The sequence below is a fragment of the Companilactobacillus crustorum JCM 15951 genome (assembly GCF_001434585.1).
GTDB classification, from domain to species: domain Bacteria; phylum Bacillota; class Bacilli; order Lactobacillales; family Lactobacillaceae; genus Companilactobacillus; species Companilactobacillus crustorum.
The window spans coordinates 1-22,997 of sequence record NZ_AZDB01000033.1; the positions used below are offsets into that span (position 1 = coordinate 1).

Below are 22,997 nucleotides of genomic sequence, written 5' to 3' on the forward strand. Positions count from 1 at the left end.
GCGTTCGGATTAATTTTACAATCTACCAAGTAAAAATAAAAATAACGAGTGGTACACATGAAGAGCTTTATGAATTATTAAGAACAGATCAGATTGATTTGAACTTTTCCGATCAAAGACGAGCGTTATCTAATGAGTATCAAAATGAATTTTTAACTTCAAGCGAATTTATGGTGGCTGTCAGTCAATCTTTGCCAGTGGGAAAAGATCAGATTGACATTAATAATTTAATTGATTTGCCTTGTATTCTGATTATTGATAGTAATCAGAAGAGTTCTGAAGAGGAATACTATCGGGATGTTTTAGGTGTTAAAAGTAAATTTATTACTGCTAAAAATTATGACGAGGCACAAATGCTGATTGCTTCAAATCAAGGATATTTAATTATTAATCAACGGATGGAAAAACAATTGGATCAAAGTGTCGTTAAAATGATTCCCTTGGTTAAAGGAAATAACAAATTGATTCAAAATTATTATGCATATTGGAAAGATAATAATTCCGGTTATTATATCGAAAGTTTTGCTGATTTATTGAAACAAAATTTTGCATAACTTTTACTTATGAATAGATTGTTATTTTAAAATAGGATATGCTGATAAATCCTGATATCATGCTCTTTGTAAAGAGAAGAAAGCGTGATAGAAAATGACAGATGAAGAAGCAATTATTCAATTATATCGTGATGAAAATGAAGCTATGGTTCGAAAAAATATTAATAAACTAAATCAAATTTTAGCACCATCTATGAAACTAACTCATATGACAGGTTACGTTCAGCCAAAGCTAGAATGGATCGATCAAATTCAAAATGAAGAGATGCAGTATCTTTCATCAAAGGAAGATGCCATTAAAGATATTCAAGTTAATGGTAAAAAGGCCAGTTTAGTTGGGCAAAATCAAGTTCAGGCTAAAATTTGGGGTGGTGGAACCAACACGTGGTGTCTGCAAATGAAGGTGTTTTTTGCTAAAAAGACTGACGGATGGGTAATTACAGATCAAGTAGCCAGTACGTATTAAAAGCATGCCAAAAGGCAGATTTAATAATTTTTGTTATTGACAACGCATACATTAATAACTACAATAACTTTTGATGTTGTGTGTTATCAATAAAAAGCATTAACGACATATGCAAGCTTTAGAACAATAGGATATTAATAATAAGGTGTTATCGATTAAAATAATTGAGCATGAATTATACTCCTAAAATATCTGAGATTGTTAAGTTATTTTGAATAGGGGTGACCACATGAAAATCAAACGCGCACTCAATAATAATGCTGCGATTGCAACAAATCATGATGGCGTTGATGTTCTTGTAATGGGTCCGGGAGTAACATTTGGAAAAAAGACCGGTGACTTGATCGATATTGCCAAAGTAGAAAAAACTTTATTTTTAAAAAATAAAGAAGCAATGAATAAGTTTACTGACTTAGTAATTGATGTACCGATGGATCAAATTGAAATTTCGGAACGAATTATCAATCTTGCTAAAATGAAACTTGGTAAAAAATTAAATGAGATTGTTTATGTGAATCTAACTGATCACATTCATATGGCAGTGAAGCGAGCTAAAGATGGTATTCTTTTAAGCAATCCTTTGAAATGGGATGTAGCCCGTTTCTATGCTGATGAGTTTGCGGTCGGACAAAAGGCTGTTGAAGTTATCAATGATTCTCAAAGCGTAAATCTGTCTGATGATGAAGCTGCCTTTATTGCGATTCATTTTATTAATGCCGAAAGCGAAAATGGTGCTGAACAGAATCAAGCTTATGAGATTACAAAGATAATTAAAGCTTGTGAGAATATCGTCAAGGATTATTTTCATACAGAATTTGATGAACAATCGTTGAATTATTATCGATTCATAACTCACTTGAAGTTTTTTGCACAAAGAGTTCTACAGGGCAAGCATTATGATGATGAAGATGATACAGATTTACTAGAAACTTTGGAACATCGTTATGCAAAACCATACAGTTGTTCTAAACAGATCAAGCAATATATTTCAGAAAATTATGATTTTACTATCACTAGTTCAGAATTGTTATATTTAACAGTTCATATCAGTCGATTGGTAAAGAATCTTTAAAATAAGGGTGTTATCGTAAATACGAGCATGACCTAATTTATTTCCTTAAGGGAAGATAGATTAGGTCTTTTTTTATACACTAACCACTCTTAAAAAAGTTTAAAAATAATAGGAGATGTAATCATGGGTATAAAGGATTCTGCAAAGCAGATCTATGATGCAGTTGGCAACGAAGCCAATATTAATTATTTAACTCATTGTGTCACACGTTTAAGATTTCGTTTGAAGGATGAAAGTATTGTTGATGATGAAAAAGTTAAACAAATTCCTGGCGTCATGGGAATTAATCATCAAAATGGACAATATCAAGTAATCATTGGTAATGCTGTATCTGATTATTACGATAAAATTATCAAGATGGGTAATTTTCCTACTGATGAAAGTGAAAACGCTACCGAAAAATCAAAAGAGGAAAAAGGTAATTGGTTTGATCAATTTACCAGTTTTATTTCTTCATGTATGTCGCCTTTAATTCCAGCCCTTATCGGTGGTGGGATGATCAAGGTTATTGTTATCTTGCTGACAACAGTTGGGTGGATGAGTACTAAGAGTCAAACCTATACAATTATTAGTGTCTTTGGCGATGCACCATTCTACTTCTTGCCAATTGAACTTGCTATCACAGCATCTAAGTATCACAAGGTTAATCAGATGATGGCCGTTATTGCTGGTGCTATTTTGATTCATCCTAATTTTATTTCATTAGTAAATTCGGGAAAAGCCATTCACTTAATGGGTTTGCCTGTAACGGCTACTAGTTACTCTAGTTCTGTTATTCCAATTTTATTGATTGTTTGGGCAATGAAATATTTAGAAGCCTTTTTGGAAAAGGTAGTTCCAGCCAGTTTCAAGAGTATTTTAAAACCACTGTTGGAAATATTTATTATTGGTGTAGTATCACTTGTCATTATTGGACCTATCGGAACATGGGCCGGAGATATTCTTTCAAGTATCGTTTTACTTATTCAAAAACACGCTGCTTGGTTGGCAATGCCATTAATGGCTGCATTTATGCCACTTATCGTTATGACTGGTATGCATTGGGCCTTTTCACCAATCTTCTTAGCCGCTTCAATTGCTACTCCAGATAGTTTGATTTTACCAGCTATGTTAGCTGCCAATATTGCTCAAGGTGCTGCTAGTTTAGCTGTAGCTTTTAAAACTAAAAATAAGAATACGCGTCAAATTGCTTCTGCTGCCGCTGTTTCAGCTCTAGTAGCTGGTGTTACTGAACCTGCTTTGTATGGTGTTACATTGAAATATAAGAAGCCATTATATGCATCTATGATTTCAGGTGCGATTGCTGGTTTGTTCATTGGAATTGTTAATTTGAAATCCTTTGCGTTTGCCGTTCCATCTATCTTGTCTATACCTCAATTTGTAAATAAAGCTATGCCTAGCAACTTTATCTATGCTTTGATCGTAATAGCTATTTCCTTTGTATTAACATTTGTTCTGACTATGATTCTTGGCTTTGATGATGGACCACAAGTTGTTACTGCTGATGATAGTAAAAATACAGCTGACAATTCTGCTATTGAATCTGGCGATAAAGAAACAAAGAAAGTTTACAGTCCTGTTAAAGGTGAAATGATCACTTTAGACAGCGTTGACGATCCTACTTTTGCTCAAAAGATGTTGGGTGATGGTGTAGCTGTTATCCCTGAAGATGGTAAATTTTATGCACCTTTTGATGGAGAAATAGAGACAGTTTTCCCAACTAAACATGCAATTGGCTTGAAGAGTGATAGTGGAATTGAGTTACTGATTCATATTGGCCTTGATACCGTTGAGTTAAAAGGAAAGCCTTACGATGTTAAAGTTAAAGATCACCAACATGTTAAAAAGGGCGATTTGTTGGTTGAAGCTGATTTAGAGGCTATTAAAAAAGCTGGTTATGAAACAGTAACGCCTTTAATTGTTACTAATACCAAAGAATTTGTTGAAATTGTACCAAATGAAAAGACAACAGTTGATAATAATACAGTTTCATTTTATGTTGTTTAAATAAGGAGAGTTGATGTTATGACAAAATTTCCAAAAAACTTTTTATGGGGCGGAGCTACAGCTGCTAATCAATTAGAAGGTGGATATGCCGAAGACGGCAAAGGCTTATCAATTGCTGATGCTTTACCCGGTGGTCCTGAACGTTTTGAAATTGTTAATCAACCAGATTTTGATTGGACAATTGATGAACAAAAATATCGTTATCCTAATCACGAAGGAATAGATCATTATCATCGCTATAAGGAAGATATAAAGTTATTTGCTGAAATGGGCTTCAAATGCTATCGTTTCTCAATTGCTTGGAGTCGAGTTTTCCCTAATGGCGATGAGGAACAGCCTAACGAAGCAGGATTAGTATTTTATGATCATTTAATTGATGAATGTTTGAAGTATGGTATCCAACCGGTTTTAACAATCAGTCATTATGAAATGCCACTTAACTTGGTTAAGGAGTACGGCGGTTGGAAGAATCGCAAGTTGATTGCTTTTTATGAAAAATACGCTTCAGTTGTTTTGAATCGTTATGCTAAAAAAGTTAAGTACTGGATGACATTCAATGAGATTAATTCAGCCTTACATTTCCCAGTTATGGGTCAAGGTCTAGTTAAATCTAATGGTGCTGATAAGATGCAAAATATCTATCAGGCCTGGCACAATCAATTCGTAGCTGGTGCTAAGGCGGTTAAAATTGCTCATCAAGTTAGACCAGACATTATGATTGGCTGCATGTTACTTTATGCAACAACATATGCTTATGACTCTAATCCAGTAAATCAATTGGCAGCTTTAAAAGAGAATCAAGCCTTTAATCAATTTTGTGGCGATGTTCAAGTTCGTGGAACTTATCCAGCATACACAGAATCAGTTATGAATCGTTATGGCTTTAGTTTTAAAGATCTGGATGTTACAGATGCTGATTTACAAGTTCTTAAAGAGAATCCAGTCGACTATATTGGTTTTTCATACTATATGTCGACAGCAATTAACATTACTGATAAAAAATTGGAGACAGCTAACGGTAACCTAGTTGGCGGAGTTAAGAATCCATTTTTGAAAGCCTCAGATTGGGGTTGGCAAATTGATCCAACTGGACTTAGAATTGCTCTGAACGAATTATATAACCGTTATCAAAAGCCAGTCTTTGTAGTAGAAAATGGTTTAGGTGCAGTTGATAAGCCTGATGAGAATAATTTTGTCCAAGATGATTATCGAATCGATTATTTAAGAAAACACATCGACGCAATTTCTGGAGCAATTGATGATGGCGTACAAGTGATGGGATATACTCCTTGGGGCTGTATTGATTTGGTCAGTGCCTCAACTGGTCAAATGAGTAAACGTTATGGCTTTATTTACGTTGATTTAGATGATGAAGGTAATGGAACCTTAAACCGTTACAAAAAAGCTTCATTTGATTGGTACAAAGAAGTAATTGCTTCTAATGGCGAGCAATTATAATTTTATTGGTTCCTCAAAAAGACTACAATAATCATTCAAGATTGTTGTAGTCTTTTTTAATGTTCTCAATCTAAGCCTTAAGTGATAATTTATGATCACTTAATTGGCATCAATCGTCGGATATTTTGGTATTATCTAACTTAAATAGGATGAAATGAAGACTTATTTTGAGAGTTAGTGGTTTCATTTCTATTGAAAGTAAGATATTGTAAAGATTATAATAAATTAGAAGTATATTAAAAAATGATTAAAGGGGAACTCATGACTGAAATAACACGTTTTTATGATAAATTTCAACCTAGTCGCTACGATGTATTCTTAGATATCAATCGTGGAACTAAACAATTTTCTGGTAAGACAGTCATTGATGGTGACGCTAAAGTACCATCAATCTCAATTCATCAAAAATATTTAAATATTAAATCTGTTCAAGCTGATGGTAAGGATGTTCAATTCGCAGTTGATAATGCTAATGATGCGATCAATATTGATTTGCCTCAAGCTGGAGAAACAACTCTAACAATTACTTATAATGCTAAATTAACTGACTCAATGATGGGTATTTATCCTTCATATTACGAAGTTAATGGTGAAAAGAAACAAATTATTGGGACACAATTTGAAACAACTTTTGCTCGTCAAGCATTTCCATGTGTTGACGAACCAGAAGCCAAAGCTAAATTTGATATGGCTATCAAGTTCGATGAACAACCAGGCGAAACTATTTTAGCCAATATGCCTGAAATCAGAACCGAAAATGGTATTCATTATTTCGATACAACTGTTCGTATGTCTACATATTTAATTGCCTTTGCCTTTGGTGATCTACAAAGTAAAACAACTGAAACAAAGAGTGGCGTTGAGGTTGGTGTCTTTGCCACAAAAGCTCACAAAGCTAATGAATTAGACTTTGCTTTGGATATTGCTAAGCGTGCAATTGAGTTTTATGAAGATTTCTATCAAACACCATATCCACTTCCACATTCTTGGCAGTTAGCATTACCTGACTTTTCAGCTGGTGCCATGGAAAACTGGGGACTTGTTACTTACCGTGAAGCCTATTTGATGGTTGATCCTGACAATACTTCACTTGATACTAGACAATTAGTTGCCACAGTTATCACTCACGAATTGGCTCACCAATGGTTTGGCGATTTAGTAACTATGAAATGGTGGGACAACCTTTGGTTAAACGAAAGTTTTGCCAATATGATGGAATACGTTGCTGTTGATGCTATTGAGCCTGAATGGAATATTTGGGAGATGTTCCAAATATCCGATGTTCCAGCAGCTCTTCAACGTGATGCAACTGACGGTGTTCAATCAGTTCACGTTCAAGTTAATAATCCAGCTGAAATCGACGCCTTGTTTGACAGTGCTATCGTCTATGCAAAAGGTGCCAGAATGTTAGTTATGGTTCGCGCATTGCTTGGCGATGATAACTTACGTGCAGGATTGAAGAAATACTTTGAAGCTCATAAGTATGGCAATGCCGAAGGTGATGATCTTTGGAATGCTTTGGGCGATGCTTCGGGTATTGATGTTGGCAAGATTATGCACTCATGGCTAGAACAACCAGGTTATCCAGTTGTTACTGCCAGCGTAGTTGATGGCAAAATCGAATTATCACAACAACAATTCTTTATTGGTGCTGGTAAAGACGAAGGACGTCTCTGGCAAATTCCTTTAAACAGTAACTATGGTGCTACACCTAAGATTATGTCTGAAAAGACTATTACTGTTGGAAATTATGAAGAATTGCATGATGATGCCAAAGCCCCATTCTTGTTGAATGTTGGAAATAATTCACACTTTATCGTTAAATATGACGAAACACTTTTGAAAGATATTCTTGCTAATATTGATTCGATCGATTCAATTTCTCAATTAGGAATTATTCAAAATCTTCGTCTTTTGGCTGATGCTCATCAAGTTTCTTATGCAGACATCATTCCTTTGCTAACTAAGGTAGCTAATAGTAAATCTAATGTAGTTAACGCTGAATTATATCGAGTAGCTAATAATTTGAAGAAGTTTGTTACAGCTGGCTCTGCTGAAGAAGAAGCATTACAAAAATTCTTTGATAAATTGAGTGCCCAACAAGTTGAACGTTTAGGCTGGATACCAAAGGCTAACGAATCAAATGATGATCAATTGACACGTCCATATGTTTTGAACGCCGCTTTATATGCTAATAATAAAAAAGCAATTGCTGCAGCTCATGACCTATTTACCGCTAATAAAGATAAGTTAGCCGCTTTACCAGCTGATATTCGTGTCTTGGTTTTGCGTAGCGAAGTTAAAAATTACAGCAGTACCGAATTGATTGATAATTTGCTGAATGATTATGTTAAATCATCTGATCCTAGTTATAAATCAGACTTGTCAGTAGCAATTACAAGTACTCCTAAGACTGAATTGATTGAGAAAGTTATTAGACAATTTGAAAATGCCGACGTTATCAAGCCACAAGATTTGCGTTCATGGTATCGTGGTACTTTAGCTAATGATAATGCTCAACAAGCCGCTTGGGACTGGATCAGAAATGACTGGTCATGGCTAGAAAAGACTGTTGGTGGAGACATGGAATTTTCAACGTATATCACTGTTACGTCAATGATTTTCCACACACCAGAAAGATTGGCTGAGTTCAAAGCCTTTTTCGAACCAAAAATTAATACACCAGGTTTAACTCGTGAAATTCAAATGGATATTAAGTTTGTTGAAACAAGAGTTAAATTGATTGAGGATGAAAAGGAAGCTGTGAATAAAGCTATTTCAGCTAATAATTAGAGATAATCTTGTCTCCCCCAAAAATAAATATTAAAAAGCGAAAACACCTAATGATTTTTAGTCATTAGGTGTTTTTGTGTAGAAAATAAATAATAAGAGACTAATCAATTTATAAAACTTTTTTTATGATTATAATAGTAATTAGATAAACGGTTATGTAATAACTGAGGGTGATTACATTAAAAAAATATATGGAATATTTCTTGTATTACTAATAAGTACAGTTATATTTGTCAATTTTAATTGTCAAAAAGTAATGGCTGCTAATCTGCCACAGACACCTTTAGAAAATGTTTTGTCGAATAATCCCAGTCTAAATGGAGTTGATCGAACAGTTCCGGATGGATTAACTGACATTACAAAGTGGTTCAATGTGCCAACGATAACTAATAACAATACAACTATTTTAACGCCAGGTACTGGCGACAATAATAGTAAGGCTGATATTATCAGATTAACGCAATATGATGCGTTTTCTAACAATGTTAAGTTAGGTGTCATTTGGTCTAAACGTGATCAAACAAACCAAGATGAAAAAAATTATGTGGATATAAATAAGCGTCAAACAATGTCTATGTGGATGTTTTTTGGTGGCTACGATAATGATTCAGGTACAGATACTGGTGATGGAATGGCTTTTGTTTTACAGAACTCTAGTGATACAGCATTTACAACGTTACCCAATAAAACTTTTTGGGGAGAGACTTTAGGTGTCTGGGGAACAGAAACTAAAGTGACTGACGCTTCATCAACACTTGCCAGTCGGGCTATTCAAAATAGTTGGGCACTAGAATTTGATACGTATCCCAATACAAGTGGGGATATAGGTAATAACTTTGATTCTGTAGATAATGTTGGTTATGTTACTAATCATATTGCTGATAACTATCCGGGCGATTCAGCCAGCTATGTTAAATGCAAACTTAATACACCGATTAAATTAATTCATAATCACGCCATCTTTAAGGTTGCTAACGCCACGCATCCTGATAACTTTTTAACTAATGACAGGTGGCACCATATAACAATGACTTGGATACCAGCAGCAGATACGGGTACTGGATCTCCTGAAATTAATATGAAGTACAATGATAAGGCTCTGGATGGAACTTTAACTACGCCAACAATTAATCAAAATTATCCAATTGATTTAAGTAAATTTAATTTAGGTACTAATGATAAATTATATTGGGGCTTTACGGGATCTACGGGTAATAGTACCGAAAATAATTTGGTTATTTTTGAATCGATTCCTGCTATTGTTGAAGCAGATGCTGATTCGACGATGTTTGATGAAACTTCCAATCGTTATATTGACAGTGCTACGACCGATGATCCTTATCGCAATACGGTTTATGATGGCGATAAAGTTGATATTAATTATAATTTGACATATAAGACGGGTTCTCAACCTTGGAATAATATTGAGGCAGATATCAAATTGCCAAGTCATATTGATTATGATAATGCTTTGATTACTTATACTGATAAGAACAATAAGACGTCAACCGAGGATATTTCTGAATTAAGTGGCATGACTGATAATGAAGTTAAGCATAAGCTGGCACAACAACTTTGGAAAGATAATATTGTTTCAGCTAAAATAACTTTTTCAGGTACAATCAACAATGGCTCTGATGTGTCAGATACAAGTGTTGCCACAGAGCATGCTAGTTTTGACGGTGACGATTTGCAAAAAGATGTTATGACAAAGCCATTTGTTATTAAACATATTCCAAATATAAAATTATCTGCGGACAAGACAAGCCTTGATGCTGTTTTGAATCAAAATGTCGATCTTCAGGGAACGGTCTCCTACAGCGATAGTTCAACTGTTTCATCGTCTGATTTTGAGGTTCATTCAAGGGTAAATAATGCTGATGAAATGTCGATTGATAGTATGACTAGCAATCCATTTACTTTCACTGTTCCAGCAGATCAGTTAAAAATAGGCAAGAATACGGTTGTTTTATATGTAGAAAATAAAAAAACTCATAAAACTTCTAATGAGATTACTTATACAATTAATGTGGCCACAAGTTTGCAACTAACGGTTGCTAAAAATAGTCACTTTAGAACTGTACAGGCTTATCCAGTCAAGCGATTGATCAAACGGGCTAACGATTGGACGATTAAAGTTATTGATACGAGAGCAAAGGGTTCTAAATGGCAGCTTTCAGCAGAATCCACGCCAGTTAATAATAAGTGGCAGGGAGGAATTGTTTATTTAAATACTCCTAAATCTACTACTCAATCATTGACTGATACACCAGTAACAATTGCTTCAGGAACTAAAGCTGATAGTGAGACGACTGATGTTACATCTGATTGGACAGATGACGATGGAATTCTTATGGATGAGACTGGTTTGGCTAAGGCCGGGACTTATAATTCAACTATGTCATGGACAGTTATTGATAGTACAAGCAATTAATAAAAAAAATAACAAGCGATAATCAAAAAGATTGTCGGTTGTTATTTTTATTTATTATTATTAAATAAGAAGCCATTTTTATCTTTTGTTTCATCGTAAAAGAAGGCTTCCAAAGGAATATCATATTTATCATGTAGTAGAACAATATCACTTTGGGTAAACCCTAAATTCTCAAATTTTCTGCGTACTGTAGAAATGGATTTGTTAAGCAATAACGTGACATCGGTCTGTCGGACATCTTTTAATATTAAATAGGCTTTTAAGTATTTGTTACTATACATAATTTATATCCCCACGTCTTTTATAGTACTTTCTGTTTGCAATTAAATATTTTGTCCTTTATAAGAGACAAACATATCTTAGACTAAGTTTGATTTTTTTTCAATGAGATTTTTTGATATATTCATATTTTGGGTTAAAATATCATATATGAAAGGTAAGGGTTTAACTTAGCTGATGGTAACGATAGGAAAGTATTTAAAAACAAAAAGATTTTTCAAAGAATTGACTATGAGACAGGTTGTTGAAATTGCTAAAGATAAATATAATTTTTCAACTTCTACTTCAGTTTTAAGTGCAATCGAAACTGATAAAAATCGCGTTGTCGATGGAGAACTATTATTAGTTCTTTCAGATATGTATGGTTTTGATATGAATGAATTACGTAGTTTAGCATTAGAAGATATTAAGAAAAATGGTCGTAAGAAACGATCAAATGATAATTAGGGAAATCTTACTGATATAAAACAGTAAGATTTTTTTAATTTAACCTTATGTCAGAATTAAGCCCGCCTAACAAATTTATTGAAACGTCATGAAGTATATGATAACCTGACATCAGGGTGGTAAAACCACTTAAAGAATGGAGGCTCTTGTATGCTTAATGTTAAGAACCTCACTGTCGCTTATGATGACACACCAGTATTTTCTGATGTTGCCGTTCAATTCAACGCTGGAAAAATAACTGGAATCATTGGACCCAATGGTGCAGGCAAGTCGACTTTGATCAAAGCTATTTTGAATTTGATCAAAGTTAGGCAAGGAAAAATCGACTATAATGGTCAACCAATGAAATCAGTTCAGAAACAAATTGCTTATGTTGAGCAAAGAAAGGACCTAGATTTAACTTTTCCGATTAATGTTTTTGATTTAGTGCTGACAGGAACATATGGAAAATTGGGACTGTTTAAAAATCCTGGTCAAAGGGAAAAACAGGCTAGTCAAAAGGCTTTAGAACAAGTTTCTTTGACTAAATTTGCCAAACGTCAAATTGGTAATTTATCAGGTGGGCAGCTGCAACGAGTTTTTGTGGCTCGGGCTATTGTGCAGCAAGCAGAAATAATTATTTTAGATGAACCATTTGTGGGAATTGATCTTCAAAGCGAGACGGCTATTATGGCAATTCTCAAACAGTGGCGCGACGAAAATAAAACAATTATTGTTATTCATCATGATTTAAATAAAGTAACAAAATATTTTGATGATTTAGTAATTTTAAATCATGGGATTGTTGATTTTGGACCAGCTAAAGAGGTCTATAATCCCACTAATATTGGAAGTGCCTTCAGTGCAGATCTTTCTTCAGTATTATTTCAGACAAAGGAAGGTGTGCAGTGATGACATCAATAATTGAATTTTTTAACGCTTTGGGAAAATATGACTTTTTACAGAGTGCTTTGATTACGGCCATCATGGTAGGAATAATGTCTGGTATTATTGGAAGCTTTATTATTCTTAGGGGAATGTCTCTAATGGGGGATGCCATCTCCCATGCCGTTTTACCTGGAGTGGCTGTAGCTTATATCTTTGGCTTTAATATTTTGATTGGTGCTTCAATTTTTGGAGTTTTAGCAGCACTGTTAATTGGTTTCGTGGCTGCCCGTAGTAAAATTAAAACTGATACCTCAATCGGAGTAGTTTTTAGTGCCTTCTATGCTTTAGGATTCATTTTGATCTCAATGGCAGAAAGTTCGACGAATTTGCATCATATTCTTTTCGGAAATATCTTGGCTGTTAGCGATACAGATATTATGACAACAGCGGTAGTTTTAGGAATAGTTATTTTATTCGTAGTGATTTTCTACAAGGAATTGTTAGTGACATCCTTTGATGAAACTTATGCTAAAACTTATGGTCTGAATGTACAGTTGATACATTATGGCTTGATGCTAGTTTTAACGTTAGTCACAGTGTCCGCTTTGCAGACGGTAGGAATTATCTTAGTTGTAGCCATGTTGATTACACCGGCTGCTACAGCCTTCTTATGGACAGATAAACTGGGAACAATGTTAATTTCGTCGGCAACTGTAGGAGTTATTGCTTCAATAGCAGGATTATATTTTAGTTACACCTTTAATTGGGCTTCGGGACCAGCAATTGTAATTGTAGCTGCACTTTTATTTGCCCTATCATTTATTTTTTCACCTAAACAAAACTTCTTCAAATTGAGAAGGAGCGTGGCACGATGAAAAGAATAATAATAACTTTTATAGGCGTTATCGCTATGATTAGCGGTGTGTATTGGTTCTTGCATCAACGTGATAACCAAGTGGTAAATAATAATGCTAAGATTCAAGTTGTGACAACAAATTCAATTCTAGAAGATATGGTAAAAAATGTTGGTAAAGATCGAATTGAATTATACAGTATTGTAAAACGCGGGACGGATCCTCATGAATATGAACCACAACCAACTGACGTTTCCAAAGCCAGCGATGCAGACGTAGTTTTTCATAATGGTTTGAATTTAGAAACTGGTGGCAATGGTTGGTTTACTAAACTAATGAAAGTTTCCCATAAAAAATTCAATCAAGAGGTTTTTTCTGCCAGTGAAGAGGTTAAAGCTAAGCATTTAACTACTAACACTAAGGAAGAAGATCCTCATGCGTGGCTAGATTTAGCCAATGGAGTTAAATATGTCAGAACGATTGCTAATGTATTGAAACAAAAAGATCCTAAGAATGCTGACTTCTATGAAGATAATGCCGATGAATATATAGCTAAATTGGAAAAGCTACATCATCAAGCTCAATCCAAGTATTTGAATATTCCAGAAAAACAACGTTTATTAGTAACTTCTGAAGGAGCTTTCAAATATTTTTCAGCTGCTTATCATGTAAGACCAGCTTATATTTGGGAAATTAATACTGAAGCTCAAGGGACGCCAGAACAAATGCAGGCTGTTTTGGCAAAAATCAAAAAATCCGAGGTAAAACATCTTTTCGTCGAATCTTCAGTTTCGCCTAAATCAATGGATAAAGTGGCTAAAGAATCCGGCTTAACGATTTATTCAAAAATATTTACCGATTCGTTAGCTAAAAAGGGAACTACTGGAGATACGTATTATTCAATGATGAAGTGGAACATTGATCATATATATGATGGTTTAAAATAGTTAAAAAAACAAAAAAAGACTCGAAATCATAGCTTATGAGGGCTAAACGGTTTCGAGTCTTTTCGTGAGTCACTTATACTACTACCATATTTTTAGAAGTACAAATATTTTGCCTAGATATTAAAATTACTTATATATGAATTGTTTCCTTAACTTGAGAGAACATTTGCTATAATTGTAAATGTATTGTGAAAATTATTTATCAATCATAGGGGGATTTTTATGGAAAAATGTAAAAACTGTGGGGCGGATCTTAAACCAGGAGATAAATTCTGCAAAAAATGTGGAACGCCAGTCGATGAAATACATGTAAGCAACGGGGAAACTACAAGTAAATCGACATCTGAAATTAAGAATAATGAAACCATTGCAAATTTAAAGAAGCATTCGTTGAATTATTTTACTTGGTATAAAGATTCACTTTTAAAACCATCAATAGTGAAAAATGATAACAAATATTTTGGACTAACTACATTATTGCTAAATGCTATATTAGCAGCATATGCAATTTTTATTGTGTTAGATAAGATTTTCTTAGCTGCCAAGGATGCTTTAGAGGATACAGCCATTAGTGACTATTCAACAATTGCTAAAGAGATGAAATTAAACATTCCAACAGGATTTTCATTATATTTTCAAATATTAATGTTGGCAGTTCTATATTATATTGTCTTTTTGATAGTGGGATTCGTTTGCAAAAAATACTTAGTGGACCAAAAAGTTAGTTTATTCGATTATGCTAATCAATTAGGAAGTTACAGTAGTTCGCTAATTGTGGCACAGATTATTATGGCAATTCTTTTATTGATGTCCGTACCAGGAGATTTAACATCACTACAATCAATGCCCGCATTGTTTTCTTTATTAGGTTCAATAAAATTCGTAGTGGTAGTTTTAGCAGTTATTTCAAGTATATGGACTGTCGCATATGTAAGTTCAATTGTATTGGAAAAGGCTCAAGCCAATATGGATAAAATTTATGTAGCAGTAATTACTTTGCTACTAAATAATTTGGTTTTGTATCTGGTATACAAGATGATTGCCAATTCAATGATAAGCAAGTATTACACTTTGTTTAAGGACCTTATGTAAAAATGAGAAGAAAATATTTCCTTATTCCATTTTTTTTATTGCTAATGATTATTTTGGCGACGGCTTGTTCATCTAAAAAATCTACGACAAAAGTTGATAAAACAAAAGTAGAACGAAAAGTTGTTAAATCAAAATCTAAAACTTCTAATAAAAAAATGACGACTTTAAATGATTTAAAGACTTTAAAAAAGAAAACATTAACTTATTACGCATTAGGTGATTCTTTATCTGTAGGATTATTTTCTAATGAAATGAATAGTCGCTTTACTACCTTATTTTCAAATGATTTACAAAAAGGTACAGGCAAAAAAGTTACTGAAATAAATACATCGTCAGTGGGAAAAACAGTTACTAATTTTGGCTTGCCCAATGTTCAAGATTTGATTGATAAGCAGCCGGATATTACGACAATTGAGTTTGGAACTAATGATGCTGCTTATGGCGTTGATGCTAAGCATCTTGGCGATTTTACGACTAATTTAGATACAGTAGTTCGTCGAGTTAAAACAGAAACAAAAGCACATATTTTATTGATGACTACTTGGTCTCCAAGCGATGGTAAATATATTGCTAATGATGCTACTTATGATCAGGTAATTAAAAAAATTGGACAAAAATATAATGTTCCTGTGGTGAATCTATCCACAATTTGGCAGAATAATCCGCAAGTTACAAAGAATGATTTGGGATATAGCCAAGTTTACAATCGTCAAAAGGATACATTTCATCCTAATCAATTGGGACATGATAAAATTGCACAATTATTGTATGAAACAGTTAAGAATAAATAGGGGATTAATATGGATGAATTAGAGTATTGCCCAAATTGTGGGGCTAAGCTAGATAAAGAGTCTGATTTTTGTTCGAATTGTGGTTTAGATTTAAAAAAATATCTGGCTGAAAATTCTGAAGAAAGACCAGATAAAAATGAAAAAAAATCTGAACCAGTTAAGAAAAACAATAATATTTCAAAAGATAATCAAACAGTAAATAAAGAACCTAAATTCGCACCAAAAAAGATAAATAAAAAACCTAATAATAAAATTATTGGTTGTATTATTTTGGTGATTATTCTGTTGGCAGCTTATTTTCTTGGCAACATGTATTATAGTGAAAATCGTCAAGCACAAAAACTTCAAAGTGAAGTAACAAGCAAATCTTCATCGCAAATGAAGTCAGCTTTGGTTGATGAAAATGGAAAGCGATTGTCTTCTAATCAAATAAGTTCATTAGAACAACTATACTTGAATGACAAAAAAGTTTTGAAAGAAATTCAAGTACAAATAAATGATAGTCAAAAGGATAATACTTTTAGTCTTAAGAAGACGGGAAAATATTTCATGATTTACCCTAAATATAGTGTTGCTATGAAGAGTAAAAGTTTGGATATTTCTACCAATATAAGTAATCCAACATTTTATATTGACGGAGAGTCTGTAGCAGCTAAAGCTGTTAATTCCGAATATCATATTGATAAATTAACACCAGGTATCTATAAATTAAAAATAACTAATGCCAAAAAAACAAGTGAAACTAAAACTAAAACAATAAAAGTTGGGATTAATAATTCTGTAATTAACACCAATATTAATGTAAAAAAACCAGCAAAAAAATCAACGGTTGTTAAAAATGATACAGTTGCTAAGTCTGATGTAGATAATAGTCGTAACAAGAATGAGGAGGAAGATTCAGATGATTCTTCAACATCCTCAGATACTTCATTGGTAGGTAAATACACAGGTGATCCAGATTTAGCCTTATACTCGGATGGTAATTATGATTTGGGTGATAAGAGTGGAACTTATGATATTCTTGAAAATAATGATGGTCACGTTAAAATTAGATTTAATCAAGATGGTGGGGGCTCTATTGTTGAGTCATATGATTATACAGATGGTGAATTACACTCATCTAAATATGATCAAAGTTGGTATAAAGATTAAAAAACGTTCAACTGAATTTCAGTTGAACGTTTTTTATTAGTTATTGTTACCAAACAATTGCAAGATGCTCAAGAACAAGTTGATGAAGTCCATAACTAAATTAACAGAAGCTAATAAAGCCAAAGCACCAAGACTTGAAGATGTAGAATTTTGAGCATAGATACGTTTGATATTTTGTGAATCAAAAGCAATATAGAAGAGGAATAAGATGATAATAGCAGCACTTACTAACATCATTAATGGAGTGCTTTTGAAAATCAAAAGATTAATTGCTTCTACAGCAATGATTGAAATAAGACCAATCATTAAAGTACGATTCCATTTTGTTAAATCCTTTTTAGTAACAAAACCGTAGATAGCTGAAACGACAAAAACGGCTGACGAAACAGTTAATGATTGAATAATACTTTTAGCAGAGTAGATGTAGAAAATAGGTACTCCGATAAACGATAATGTGAACAAGAAGCCTAAATAACTAATAAACGTTAGAAGGTATGATCGTTTGGCAAAAGCAGTGCAGAGACTAATAAATCCGATTGGAATACCGATCATTAGGATCATCGAGATAATACGATGTTGAGCCATTCCTTGGAATAGTGCCATTGAAAGAGCACGATTATTGGCAATAGCTTGTGCACAGATCATCCAAAAAGCAATTCCTAAGCCTGTGTAAAGATAGACTAGAGAAGTGAATTTGGCTAAACCGGCAGATTTTACTTTATCTATAGTTTGCATAAATATCCTCCCGTGATTAATTATGATTATTGTATAATAGGATAACATTTCTTATGACAATAATAAAATAATCGATAGCTGGTTAGATGCGTTCAAATAAAGCCAGAGATATAACTATTCATTGTAAAAAAACAGCATGGCAGTCATCATAGATGGTTACCATGCTGTTTTTTATATGACCGCTTAGTTTTTAATAACGACCGGTTAGGCAAATAACCTATACACCATACGAGCAATGTGGTGTAATACTCTTAGCAAGAGGGGGTGTGACAGTGTGAGGATAAAATTAGATATTTCGGTAGATTACTCAGAAAAAGAGATAATTATTAAAACCAATAAAAAAGATGATGAAGTGGAAGATATTATTAAGCATCTGCAAGCGGTAGAAAGTAAATTTAATCATTTAAATGGGTATATTGATGAAACGGTTTATTCTTTGCAGTTAAGAGAAATTCTTTTTTTTGAGACGAATGAGCGCAACGTTTATGCTCACACTGTCGATAACGCCTTTTTGATTCACTACCGTTTATATGAGTTAGAAGAAAATTTGCCAGATGATTTTTTACGGGTTTCGAAATCATCAATTCTAAATGTTAATGAAATTTTATCGTTAACGAGGTCAGTGACAGGCAATTTAGTTAAGTTTAAAAATACTTACAAACAGATTTATGTATCACGACGTTTTTTAAAAGAATTGAAGAATAAATTAAATCAAAGGAAGTTTTGAAAATGCGAAATAGAAATGGAATATTTTGGGGATTATTTTTATTGCTAAGTGCGGCAATATTGGTAGTTAGTCAGATGCACCTGATTACCTATACATTTAGCTTTTGGACTATTATTGCGACAATATTTTTAGTAGCCGTTTTGATTAAAAGCTTAGTTTATTTCTCGATTGCTGGATCAGTTTTTTCATTGGCATTTTTAGCAATTCTATTTGCTAAACCACTTGGAATCACAGCTTTAGTTCCTTGGACTGTTTTAGGAGCAGCACTGCTAATTTCAATTGGATTATCGATGATTTTTCGCCCACTTTTAGTTAAACATCGTCCATGGATGCGACGTAGCTATTATAAGAAGCAATGGAATGGTGGGGGACGCGTGAGTTTTGACAGAAAAGTTGATCCTGATGTGGAAACCGTTGCTGAATCTGACATTAATGTTTATGTCAAAATGGGAAGCAGCATTCGTTATGTGAAATCGGATGATTTTAAACGCGCTGATATTGATGTGACAATGGGGGATGCCAAAGTTTATTTTGACAATGTTAATGTTCTAGATTCAGCGGTTATTAATGTTAATGCTTCATTAAGTGGCGTGGAATTATATGTTCCTAAAAACTGGAATATTATAAAGGAAATGAATAGTAATTTAGGAGGCGTTACAGAAGTTGGGTTCGCTGATGTTACTGCTGATAGTCCTAATGTTACTGTACGAGGATTAGTTTCTTTGTCTGGCTTGAAAATTAGTTATGTTTAAAGGCACGAAAAAAGAGCTGCCTTCTTAATTATGGAAATGCTTCTTGTAAAGGAGTGAAGGCAACTCTTATAAAGAAGATATCATAAGCAGATTATTGTAGATAGCAAAAAAGCAAAATAAAAAAATTGGAACAAAAGTTCAAGCTGGCAAGATTATTACTATCACCAGCCGAATATCAAAAAAACACGATGAGAATTCCATATTTCATGGAAATTTCTATCGTGCTTTTTTAGAATCAGGAGTTATCTCTTGGATTCTTTTTTATAAGGGGAGAATTTACATTTTATAGCAAGTGGATACCGTTCTCATCGCATTTCTTACGTAAGTCTTCGGGCCAAACAGCAGCTTGAACTTCACCAACGTGAGCTTTGCCAAGAAGCAACATGCAGAGACGTGATTGTCCAATACCACCACCAATTGTGTATGGTAGTTCACCAGCAAGCAACATCTTATGGAATGGTAGTGATTCACGGTCTTCAGCGTGAGCAATCTTTAATTGTTCTCTCATTGATTCTTCGGAAACACGGATACCCATACTTGAAATTTCTAGGGCATGTTGTAATGGTTCATACCAAAATAAGATATCGCCGTTTAGTTTCCAGTCATCGTAATCAGGGGCACGACCGTCATGACGTTTGCCACTCTTCATAGGTCCACCAATTTGCATTAAGAAAACACAGCCGAGTTCCTTACAGATGGCATCTTCACGTTCTTTTGGTGTTTTGTCAGGCCAACGATCTTCTAGTTCTTGAGTTGTTACGAAGTGAATTTCGTCTGGTAAATGATGGACAGCTTTAGGGAACTTGTACCAGACTTCATGTTCCATATGTTTGATAACTTTGAAGATTTGACGAACAGTGCTCTTCAGAGTTTCAGTAGTACGTTCATCTTTAGCAATAATTTTTTCCCAATCCCATTGGTCAACGTAGATGGAATGAATATTATCAAGGTCTTCATCTTTTCGGATGGCATTCATATTAGTGTAGATACCTTCATGCATTCCAAAACCATAACGTTTCAAGGCCAAGCGTTTCCATTTAGCAAGTGAGTGGACGATTTCAATAGTTTCGCCAGGAATGCCCTTCATCGTAAATGAAACAGGAGATTCGACACCATTTAGGTTATCGTTAAGACCGGTGCCTTTTTCGACCATCATTGGTGCTGATAAACGTGACAAATTCAATTCTTTACCAAATTCATCTTGAAAAGTTTCACGAATGTATTGAATTGCTTTTTGAGTTTCTTTGACAGATAGTTTTGGATCGTAGTCCTTAGGTATAATCAAGTCCATAATAAATTCCTCCAAATGTGTTGTATTATTGCAAAATAAAAAAGTCTTTCATTCCAATTATTAAAGTTAATTAATAATTGGGACGAAAGACTTTTCGCGGTACCACCCAAGTTGCCTATATAAAAATAGACCACCTCATAAAGAGCACTAACATGCTCCACCGCTGGTAACGTACCGGTTAACGTCTGAACTTACTCTGATTGCTCATTTTAGCCAGAAACATAAGAAAGTGTTATTCAGAAATTCCATTTACTAATTGGGTTCTCACCATTCCCAACTCACTGTCAGTGTGGAAAAACTTACTCTTCTTTCTTGTCGTTTTTATCTTGTGACACTTATATTAGCATCTTTTTTCGAAATGTAAATAATTAAATTTGATTTTTATTAATTTAAAAGTGATTTATTAAATTGCCTTTAATGTAAGAAAGAGGTTATGAATTAGTTTAAATAAAGTTCATAAAGACGAGAATTACGATCGGGATAAGCATAACTAACATTAAAATTAGCAGGGGTTACTTGCTTAAAACCATGTTTCTCATAAAAATAATGCGATCTAGTTTCTAATTCAGGTGTATCTAAGACGATTCTTTCAAATTTATTTTTTCGGGCAAATTCGGAGAGTTCATGATAAAGCTGAGATCCTAGATGAACTGGATTCCCTCGAAATTTTGGATAGGTAAAGAATTTTTTTAAAACGGCAGTCTGATTGTCTATTGGTAATAAAGCGATTGAACCGACAACTTGATTTTGATCCAAAGCAATCCAAAAATTGCCGCCGATTTGTTGATAATACGTTGGTATTTGAAAAACATCATCTTGTTCGGCCATTTTTATTGCTAATTTAGCTTCAATATTTTGGCAATAGTTAATTAGATCTACTAATTGAGCAAGATGGTGAGGATTGTTTTGATAAGGGATAATTTTCATAAAGGAACCTCAATTTCAATAAGATTAAATTTATTGTATCTTGAATCTATACATATGTATAATTGATAGTACAGATACTAACTATAAAAATAATTGATATCAAAGGATGAAAATGGATATTCGAGAATTAAGAACCTTTAAGACAATTTCAGAAACACGGAACTTTTCCAAAGCTGCGGAAATTTTGGGATATACGCAGTCGACTGTCTCAATGCAAATTAAAAATTTAGAAACCGAACTGGGAACAAAGTTGTTTGAATATAAAAAACGTCAAGTAACTATTACTGATTCGGGATTAAATTTATTACCGTTGATTGAAAAAACTTTAGATGATTTTTCGAAAATTAAACAATGGAATCAAACTGAAGAAACGGGAATTTTAAAAATTGCGGCTCCAGAGTCTTTAACAATAACTATGGTAGCGCCAATGTTGAAAGTATTTAAAAAACAGTATCCCAATGTTCAAATTGAGCTTCGAAATGCAACTTGCTTACATAATGAAGAAGTTTTATTGCGAGGTGAGGTCGATGTTGCTTTTATGATGTGGCCCAGTCGGCCTAATAAAAAGCTGATTGATCATGATTTAGGCGAGCAAACGATGGTCTTAGTTACTTCCGAAGATAAAAATAACTTTGTTAAAATTTTGAATGATGATAAGAGTAATTTTATTATCAACGAACCAGAGTGTAGTTATCGAAATCAATTTGAAACAGCAGTTTGGCAACAACATCAGAAAAAGTTCCGTACGACTAGTTTACCCAGTATCGCGGCAATCAAAACCAATGTTGCCAATGGTTTAGGTTTTAGTTATTTGCCCGAGAATATGGTTGAAAAAGAAATTGCTGAAGGAACTTTGAAAGTAGTTAAGACGGATATTGTTAATCATATTCACGCACATTTGTTAACGAGAAACTATAAAGATAAATCTGAATTGATTTCTAAATTTGTAAATATGTTCAAATAAAAAATAGGTGGTTTTATATATGGATATACGGGAAAAAATAATGGATATTTTAAATAATTATCCTGTTAGTAAGAATTGTAAAAATAATACAAACTTTAAAAATAATAGATTGGTGTCTAGCCTTCGAATAGGGCTAAATGATTTTAACAATTATTCTTTTAATGGCCAAACTTTTATTTCTAAAGGATCGGCAGGACAGGGAAGATGGGCAACTATCCCTTGGATAGGCGTATTTAGTGAAGCAATATCTATTACTGCAGAAAGTGGATTTGATATTGTTTACTTATTTAGTGAAGATATGAAGTCAGTTTATCTTTCTTTAAATCAAGGTTGGAATCTTTTTAAAAAAATTTATAAAGATGGTAGATTGTAAAATTAATCCGAACGC

General features: G+C 33.6%; 22 protein-coding genes and 1 other annotated feature. Of the genes, 18 read left to right on the forward strand and 4 right to left on the reverse strand.

The features are described 5' to 3' along the window. The 7 genes from FD26_RS08555 to FD26_RS08585 all read left to right on the forward strand — a co-directional run. Positions 1–554: LysR substrate-binding domain-containing protein (locus FD26_RS08555; protein ID WP_235526718.1), on the forward strand; the 554-nt coding region annotated here is incomplete at its 5' end. A 94-nt stretch (positions 555–648) separates the two neighbouring features. After that, positions 649–1,020 carry a nuclear transport factor 2 family protein gene (locus FD26_RS08560; RefSeq protein WP_057868018.1) on the forward strand — a complete coding sequence of 124 codons (372 nt, stop codon included), beginning with the start codon at positions 649–651 and terminating at the stop codon, positions 1,018–1,020. A gap of 229 nt (positions 1,021–1,249) precedes the next feature. Beyond that, the gene (licT, locus tag FD26_RS08565; RefSeq protein ID WP_057868019.1) at positions 1,250–2,092 is read left to right on the forward strand and encodes a BglG family transcription antiterminator LicT; all 843 of its coding nucleotides are present in this window, start codon (positions 1,250–1,252) and stop codon (positions 2,090–2,092) included. 123 nt (positions 2,093–2,215) lie between these two features. Beyond that, a complete protein-coding gene (locus FD26_RS08570) occupies positions 2,216–4,099 on the forward strand; it encodes a beta-glucoside-specific PTS transporter subunit IIABC (protein WP_057868020.1) in 1,884 nt (627 codons plus the stop codon). A gap of 18 nt (positions 4,100–4,117) precedes the next feature. Beyond that, entirely contained in the window at positions 4,118–5,557 is a 1,440-nt protein-coding gene (locus FD26_RS08575) for a glycoside hydrolase family 1 protein (RefSeq protein ID WP_057868021.1), read from the forward strand. A gap of 261 nt (positions 5,558–5,818) precedes the next feature. Continuing rightward, entirely contained in the window at positions 5,819–8,350 is a 2,532-nt protein-coding gene (locus FD26_RS08580) for a M1 family metallopeptidase (protein WP_057868022.1), read from the forward strand. Between the two features lie 256 nt (positions 8,351–8,606). Further along, entirely contained in the window at positions 8,607–10,784 is a 2,178-nt protein-coding gene (locus FD26_RS08585; RefSeq protein WP_057868023.1) for an L-type lectin family protein, read from the forward strand. Between the two features lie 47 nt (positions 10,785–10,831). On the opposite strand, the gene FD26_RS08590 is transcribed toward FD26_RS08585, so the two are convergent. After that, positions 10,832–11,065, reverse strand: a complete 234-nt coding sequence (locus tag FD26_RS08590; RefSeq protein ID WP_057868024.1) for a hypothetical protein — start codon at positions 11,063–11,065, stop codon at positions 10,832–10,834. Positions 11,066–11,294: 229 nt separating this feature from the next. Here FD26_RS08590 and FD26_RS08595 point away from each other — a divergent pair, with 229 nt between their 5' ends. The 7 genes from FD26_RS08595 to FD26_RS08625 all read left to right on the forward strand — a co-directional run bounded on the left by FD26_RS08595 (position 11,295) and on the right by FD26_RS08625 (position 17,213). Continuing rightward, positions 11,295–11,510 (forward strand): hypothetical protein, encoded by a 216-nt coding sequence (locus FD26_RS08595; protein ID WP_147000158.1) that lies wholly within the window; start codon positions 11,295–11,297, stop codon positions 11,508–11,510. A 150-nt stretch (positions 11,511–11,660) separates the two neighbouring features. Further along, on the forward strand, positions 11,661–12,401 hold the full coding sequence (locus FD26_RS08600; RefSeq protein WP_057868026.1) for a metal ABC transporter ATP-binding protein: 741 nt from the start codon (positions 11,661–11,663) through the stop codon (positions 12,399–12,401). Continuing rightward, the gene (locus FD26_RS08605; protein ID WP_057868027.1) at positions 12,401–13,252 is read left to right on the forward strand and encodes a metal ABC transporter permease; all 852 of its coding nucleotides are present in this window, start codon (positions 12,401–12,403) and stop codon (positions 13,250–13,252) included. The genes FD26_RS08600 and FD26_RS08605 overlap by 1 nt, the downstream gene beginning before the upstream one ends. Next, a complete protein-coding gene (locus FD26_RS08610) occupies positions 13,249–14,178 on the forward strand; it encodes a metal ABC transporter solute-binding protein, Zn/Mn family (protein WP_057868028.1) in 930 nt (309 codons plus the stop codon). The genes FD26_RS08605 and FD26_RS08610 overlap by 4 nt, the downstream gene beginning before the upstream one ends. Positions 14,179–14,400: 222 nt before the next feature. Further along, complete coding sequence (locus tag FD26_RS08615) at positions 14,401–15,270, forward strand: zinc ribbon domain-containing protein (RefSeq protein ID WP_057868029.1); 870 nt, start codon at positions 14,401–14,403, stop codon at positions 15,268–15,270. A 2-nt stretch (positions 15,271–15,272) separates the two neighbouring features. Next, complete coding sequence (locus FD26_RS08620; protein ID WP_057868030.1) at positions 15,273–16,061, forward strand: SGNH/GDSL hydrolase family protein; 789 nt, start codon at positions 15,273–15,275, stop codon at positions 16,059–16,061. 9 nt (positions 16,062–16,070) lie between these two features. Further along, the gene (locus tag FD26_RS08625) at positions 16,071–17,213 is read left to right on the forward strand and encodes a zinc-ribbon domain-containing protein (protein ID WP_057868031.1); all 1,143 of its coding nucleotides are present in this window, start codon (positions 16,071–16,073) and stop codon (positions 17,211–17,213) included. A 36-nt stretch (positions 17,214–17,249) separates the two neighbouring features. On the opposite strand, the gene FD26_RS08630 is transcribed toward FD26_RS08625, so the two are convergent. Then, positions 17,250–17,948, reverse strand: coding sequence for a Bax inhibitor-1/YccA family protein (locus FD26_RS08630; RefSeq protein WP_057868032.1), 699 nt, complete (start codon positions 17,946–17,948; stop codon positions 17,250–17,252). Positions 17,949–18,222: 274 nt separating this feature from the next. Here FD26_RS08630 and FD26_RS08635 point away from each other — a divergent pair, with 274 nt between their 5' ends. After that, positions 18,223–18,675 (forward strand): LytTR family DNA-binding domain-containing protein, encoded by a 453-nt coding sequence (locus tag FD26_RS08635; protein ID WP_057868033.1) that lies wholly within the window; start codon positions 18,223–18,225, stop codon positions 18,673–18,675. 2 nt (positions 18,676–18,677) lie between these two features. After that, positions 18,678–19,427: a LiaF transmembrane domain-containing protein gene (locus FD26_RS08640; RefSeq protein ID WP_057868034.1), complete on the forward strand. Its 750-nt coding sequence runs from the start codon at positions 18,678–18,680 to the stop codon at positions 19,425–19,427. 283 nt (positions 19,428–19,710) lie between these two features. Here the strand turns inward: FD26_RS08640 and asnA are convergent, their stop codons facing one another. Together asnA and FD26_RS08650 are read right to left on the reverse strand one after the other, a co-directional pair. After that, a complete protein-coding gene (gene asnA, locus FD26_RS08645) occupies positions 19,711–20,718 on the reverse strand; it encodes an aspartate--ammonia ligase (protein ID WP_057868035.1) in 1,008 nt (335 codons plus the stop codon). A 75-nt stretch (positions 20,719–20,793) separates the two neighbouring features. Further along, positions 20,794–21,043, reverse strand: a binding site (T-box leader). A 113-nt stretch (positions 21,044–21,156) separates the two neighbouring features. After that, positions 21,157–21,645, reverse strand: a complete 489-nt coding sequence (locus tag FD26_RS08650) for a GNAT family N-acetyltransferase (RefSeq protein ID WP_057868036.1) — start codon at positions 21,643–21,645, stop codon at positions 21,157–21,159. Positions 21,646–21,757: 112 nt separating this feature from the next. Here FD26_RS08650 and FD26_RS08655 point away from each other — a divergent pair, with 112 nt between their 5' ends. Both FD26_RS08655 and FD26_RS08660 read left to right on the forward strand, forming a co-directional pair. Continuing rightward, a complete protein-coding gene (locus FD26_RS08655) occupies positions 21,758–22,609 on the forward strand; it encodes a LysR family transcriptional regulator (RefSeq protein ID WP_057868037.1) in 852 nt (283 codons plus the stop codon). A gap of 19 nt (positions 22,610–22,628) precedes the next feature. Beyond that, a complete protein-coding gene (locus tag FD26_RS08660; protein WP_057868038.1) occupies positions 22,629–22,982 on the forward strand; it encodes an MrcB family domain-containing protein in 354 nt (117 codons plus the stop codon). Positions 22,983–22,997: the final 15 nt, after the last annotated feature.

Bases quoted from the DNA above. Each gene is read 5' to 3' on its own strand.
- FD26_RS08560 (WP_057868018.1), top strand. From the start codon at position 649: ATGACAGATGAAGAAGCAATTATTCAATTATATCGTGATGAAAATGAA.
- licT (WP_057868019.1), top strand. From the start codon at position 1,250: ATGAAAATCAAACGCGCACTCAATAATAATGCTGCGATTGCAACAAAT.
- FD26_RS08570 (WP_057868020.1), top strand. From the start codon at position 2,216: ATGGGTATAAAGGATTCTGCAAAGCAGATCTATGATGCAGTTGGCAAC.
- FD26_RS08575 (WP_057868021.1), top strand. From the start codon at position 4,118: ATGACAAAATTTCCAAAAAACTTTTTATGGGGCGGAGCTACAGCTGCT.
- FD26_RS08580 (WP_057868022.1), top strand. From the start codon at position 5,819: ATGACTGAAATAACACGTTTTTATGATAAATTTCAACCTAGTCGCTAC.
- FD26_RS08585 (WP_057868023.1), top strand. From the start codon at position 8,607: ATGGCTGCTAATCTGCCACAGACACCTTTAGAAAATGTTTTGTCGAAT.
- FD26_RS08590 (WP_057868024.1), bottom strand. From the start codon at position 11,065: ATGTATAGTAACAAATACTTAAAAGCCTATTTAATATTAAAAGATGTC.
- FD26_RS08595 (WP_147000158.1), top strand. From the start codon at position 11,295: ATGAGACAGGTTGTTGAAATTGCTAAAGATAAATATAATTTTTCAACT.
- FD26_RS08600 (WP_057868026.1), top strand. From the start codon at position 11,661: ATGCTTAATGTTAAGAACCTCACTGTCGCTTATGATGACACACCAGTA.
- FD26_RS08605 (WP_057868027.1), top strand. From the start codon at position 12,401: ATGACATCAATAATTGAATTTTTTAACGCTTTGGGAAAATATGACTTT.
- FD26_RS08610 (WP_057868028.1), top strand. From the start codon at position 13,249: ATGAAAAGAATAATAATAACTTTTATAGGCGTTATCGCTATGATTAGC.
- FD26_RS08615 (WP_057868029.1), top strand. From the start codon at position 14,401: ATGGAAAAATGTAAAAACTGTGGGGCGGATCTTAAACCAGGAGATAAA.
- FD26_RS08620 (WP_057868030.1), top strand. From the start codon at position 15,273: ATGAGAAGAAAATATTTCCTTATTCCATTTTTTTTATTGCTAATGATT.
- FD26_RS08625 (WP_057868031.1), top strand. From the start codon at position 16,071: ATGGATGAATTAGAGTATTGCCCAAATTGTGGGGCTAAGCTAGATAAA.
- FD26_RS08630 (WP_057868032.1), bottom strand. From the start codon at position 17,948: ATGCAAACTATAGATAAAGTAAAATCTGCCGGTTTAGCCAAATTCACT.
- FD26_RS08640 (WP_057868034.1), top strand. From the start codon at position 18,678: ATGCGAAATAGAAATGGAATATTTTGGGGATTATTTTTATTGCTAAGT.
- asnA (WP_057868035.1), bottom strand. From the start codon at position 20,718: ATGGACTTGATTATACCTAAGGACTACGATCCAAAACTATCTGTCAAA.
- FD26_RS08650 (WP_057868036.1), bottom strand. From the start codon at position 21,645: ATGAAAATTATCCCTTATCAAAACAATCCTCACCATCTTGCTCAATTA.
- FD26_RS08655 (WP_057868037.1), top strand. From the start codon at position 21,758: ATGGATATTCGAGAATTAAGAACCTTTAAGACAATTTCAGAAACACGG.
- FD26_RS08660 (WP_057868038.1), top strand. From the start codon at position 22,629: ATGGATATACGGGAAAAAATAATGGATATTTTAAATAATTATCCTGTT.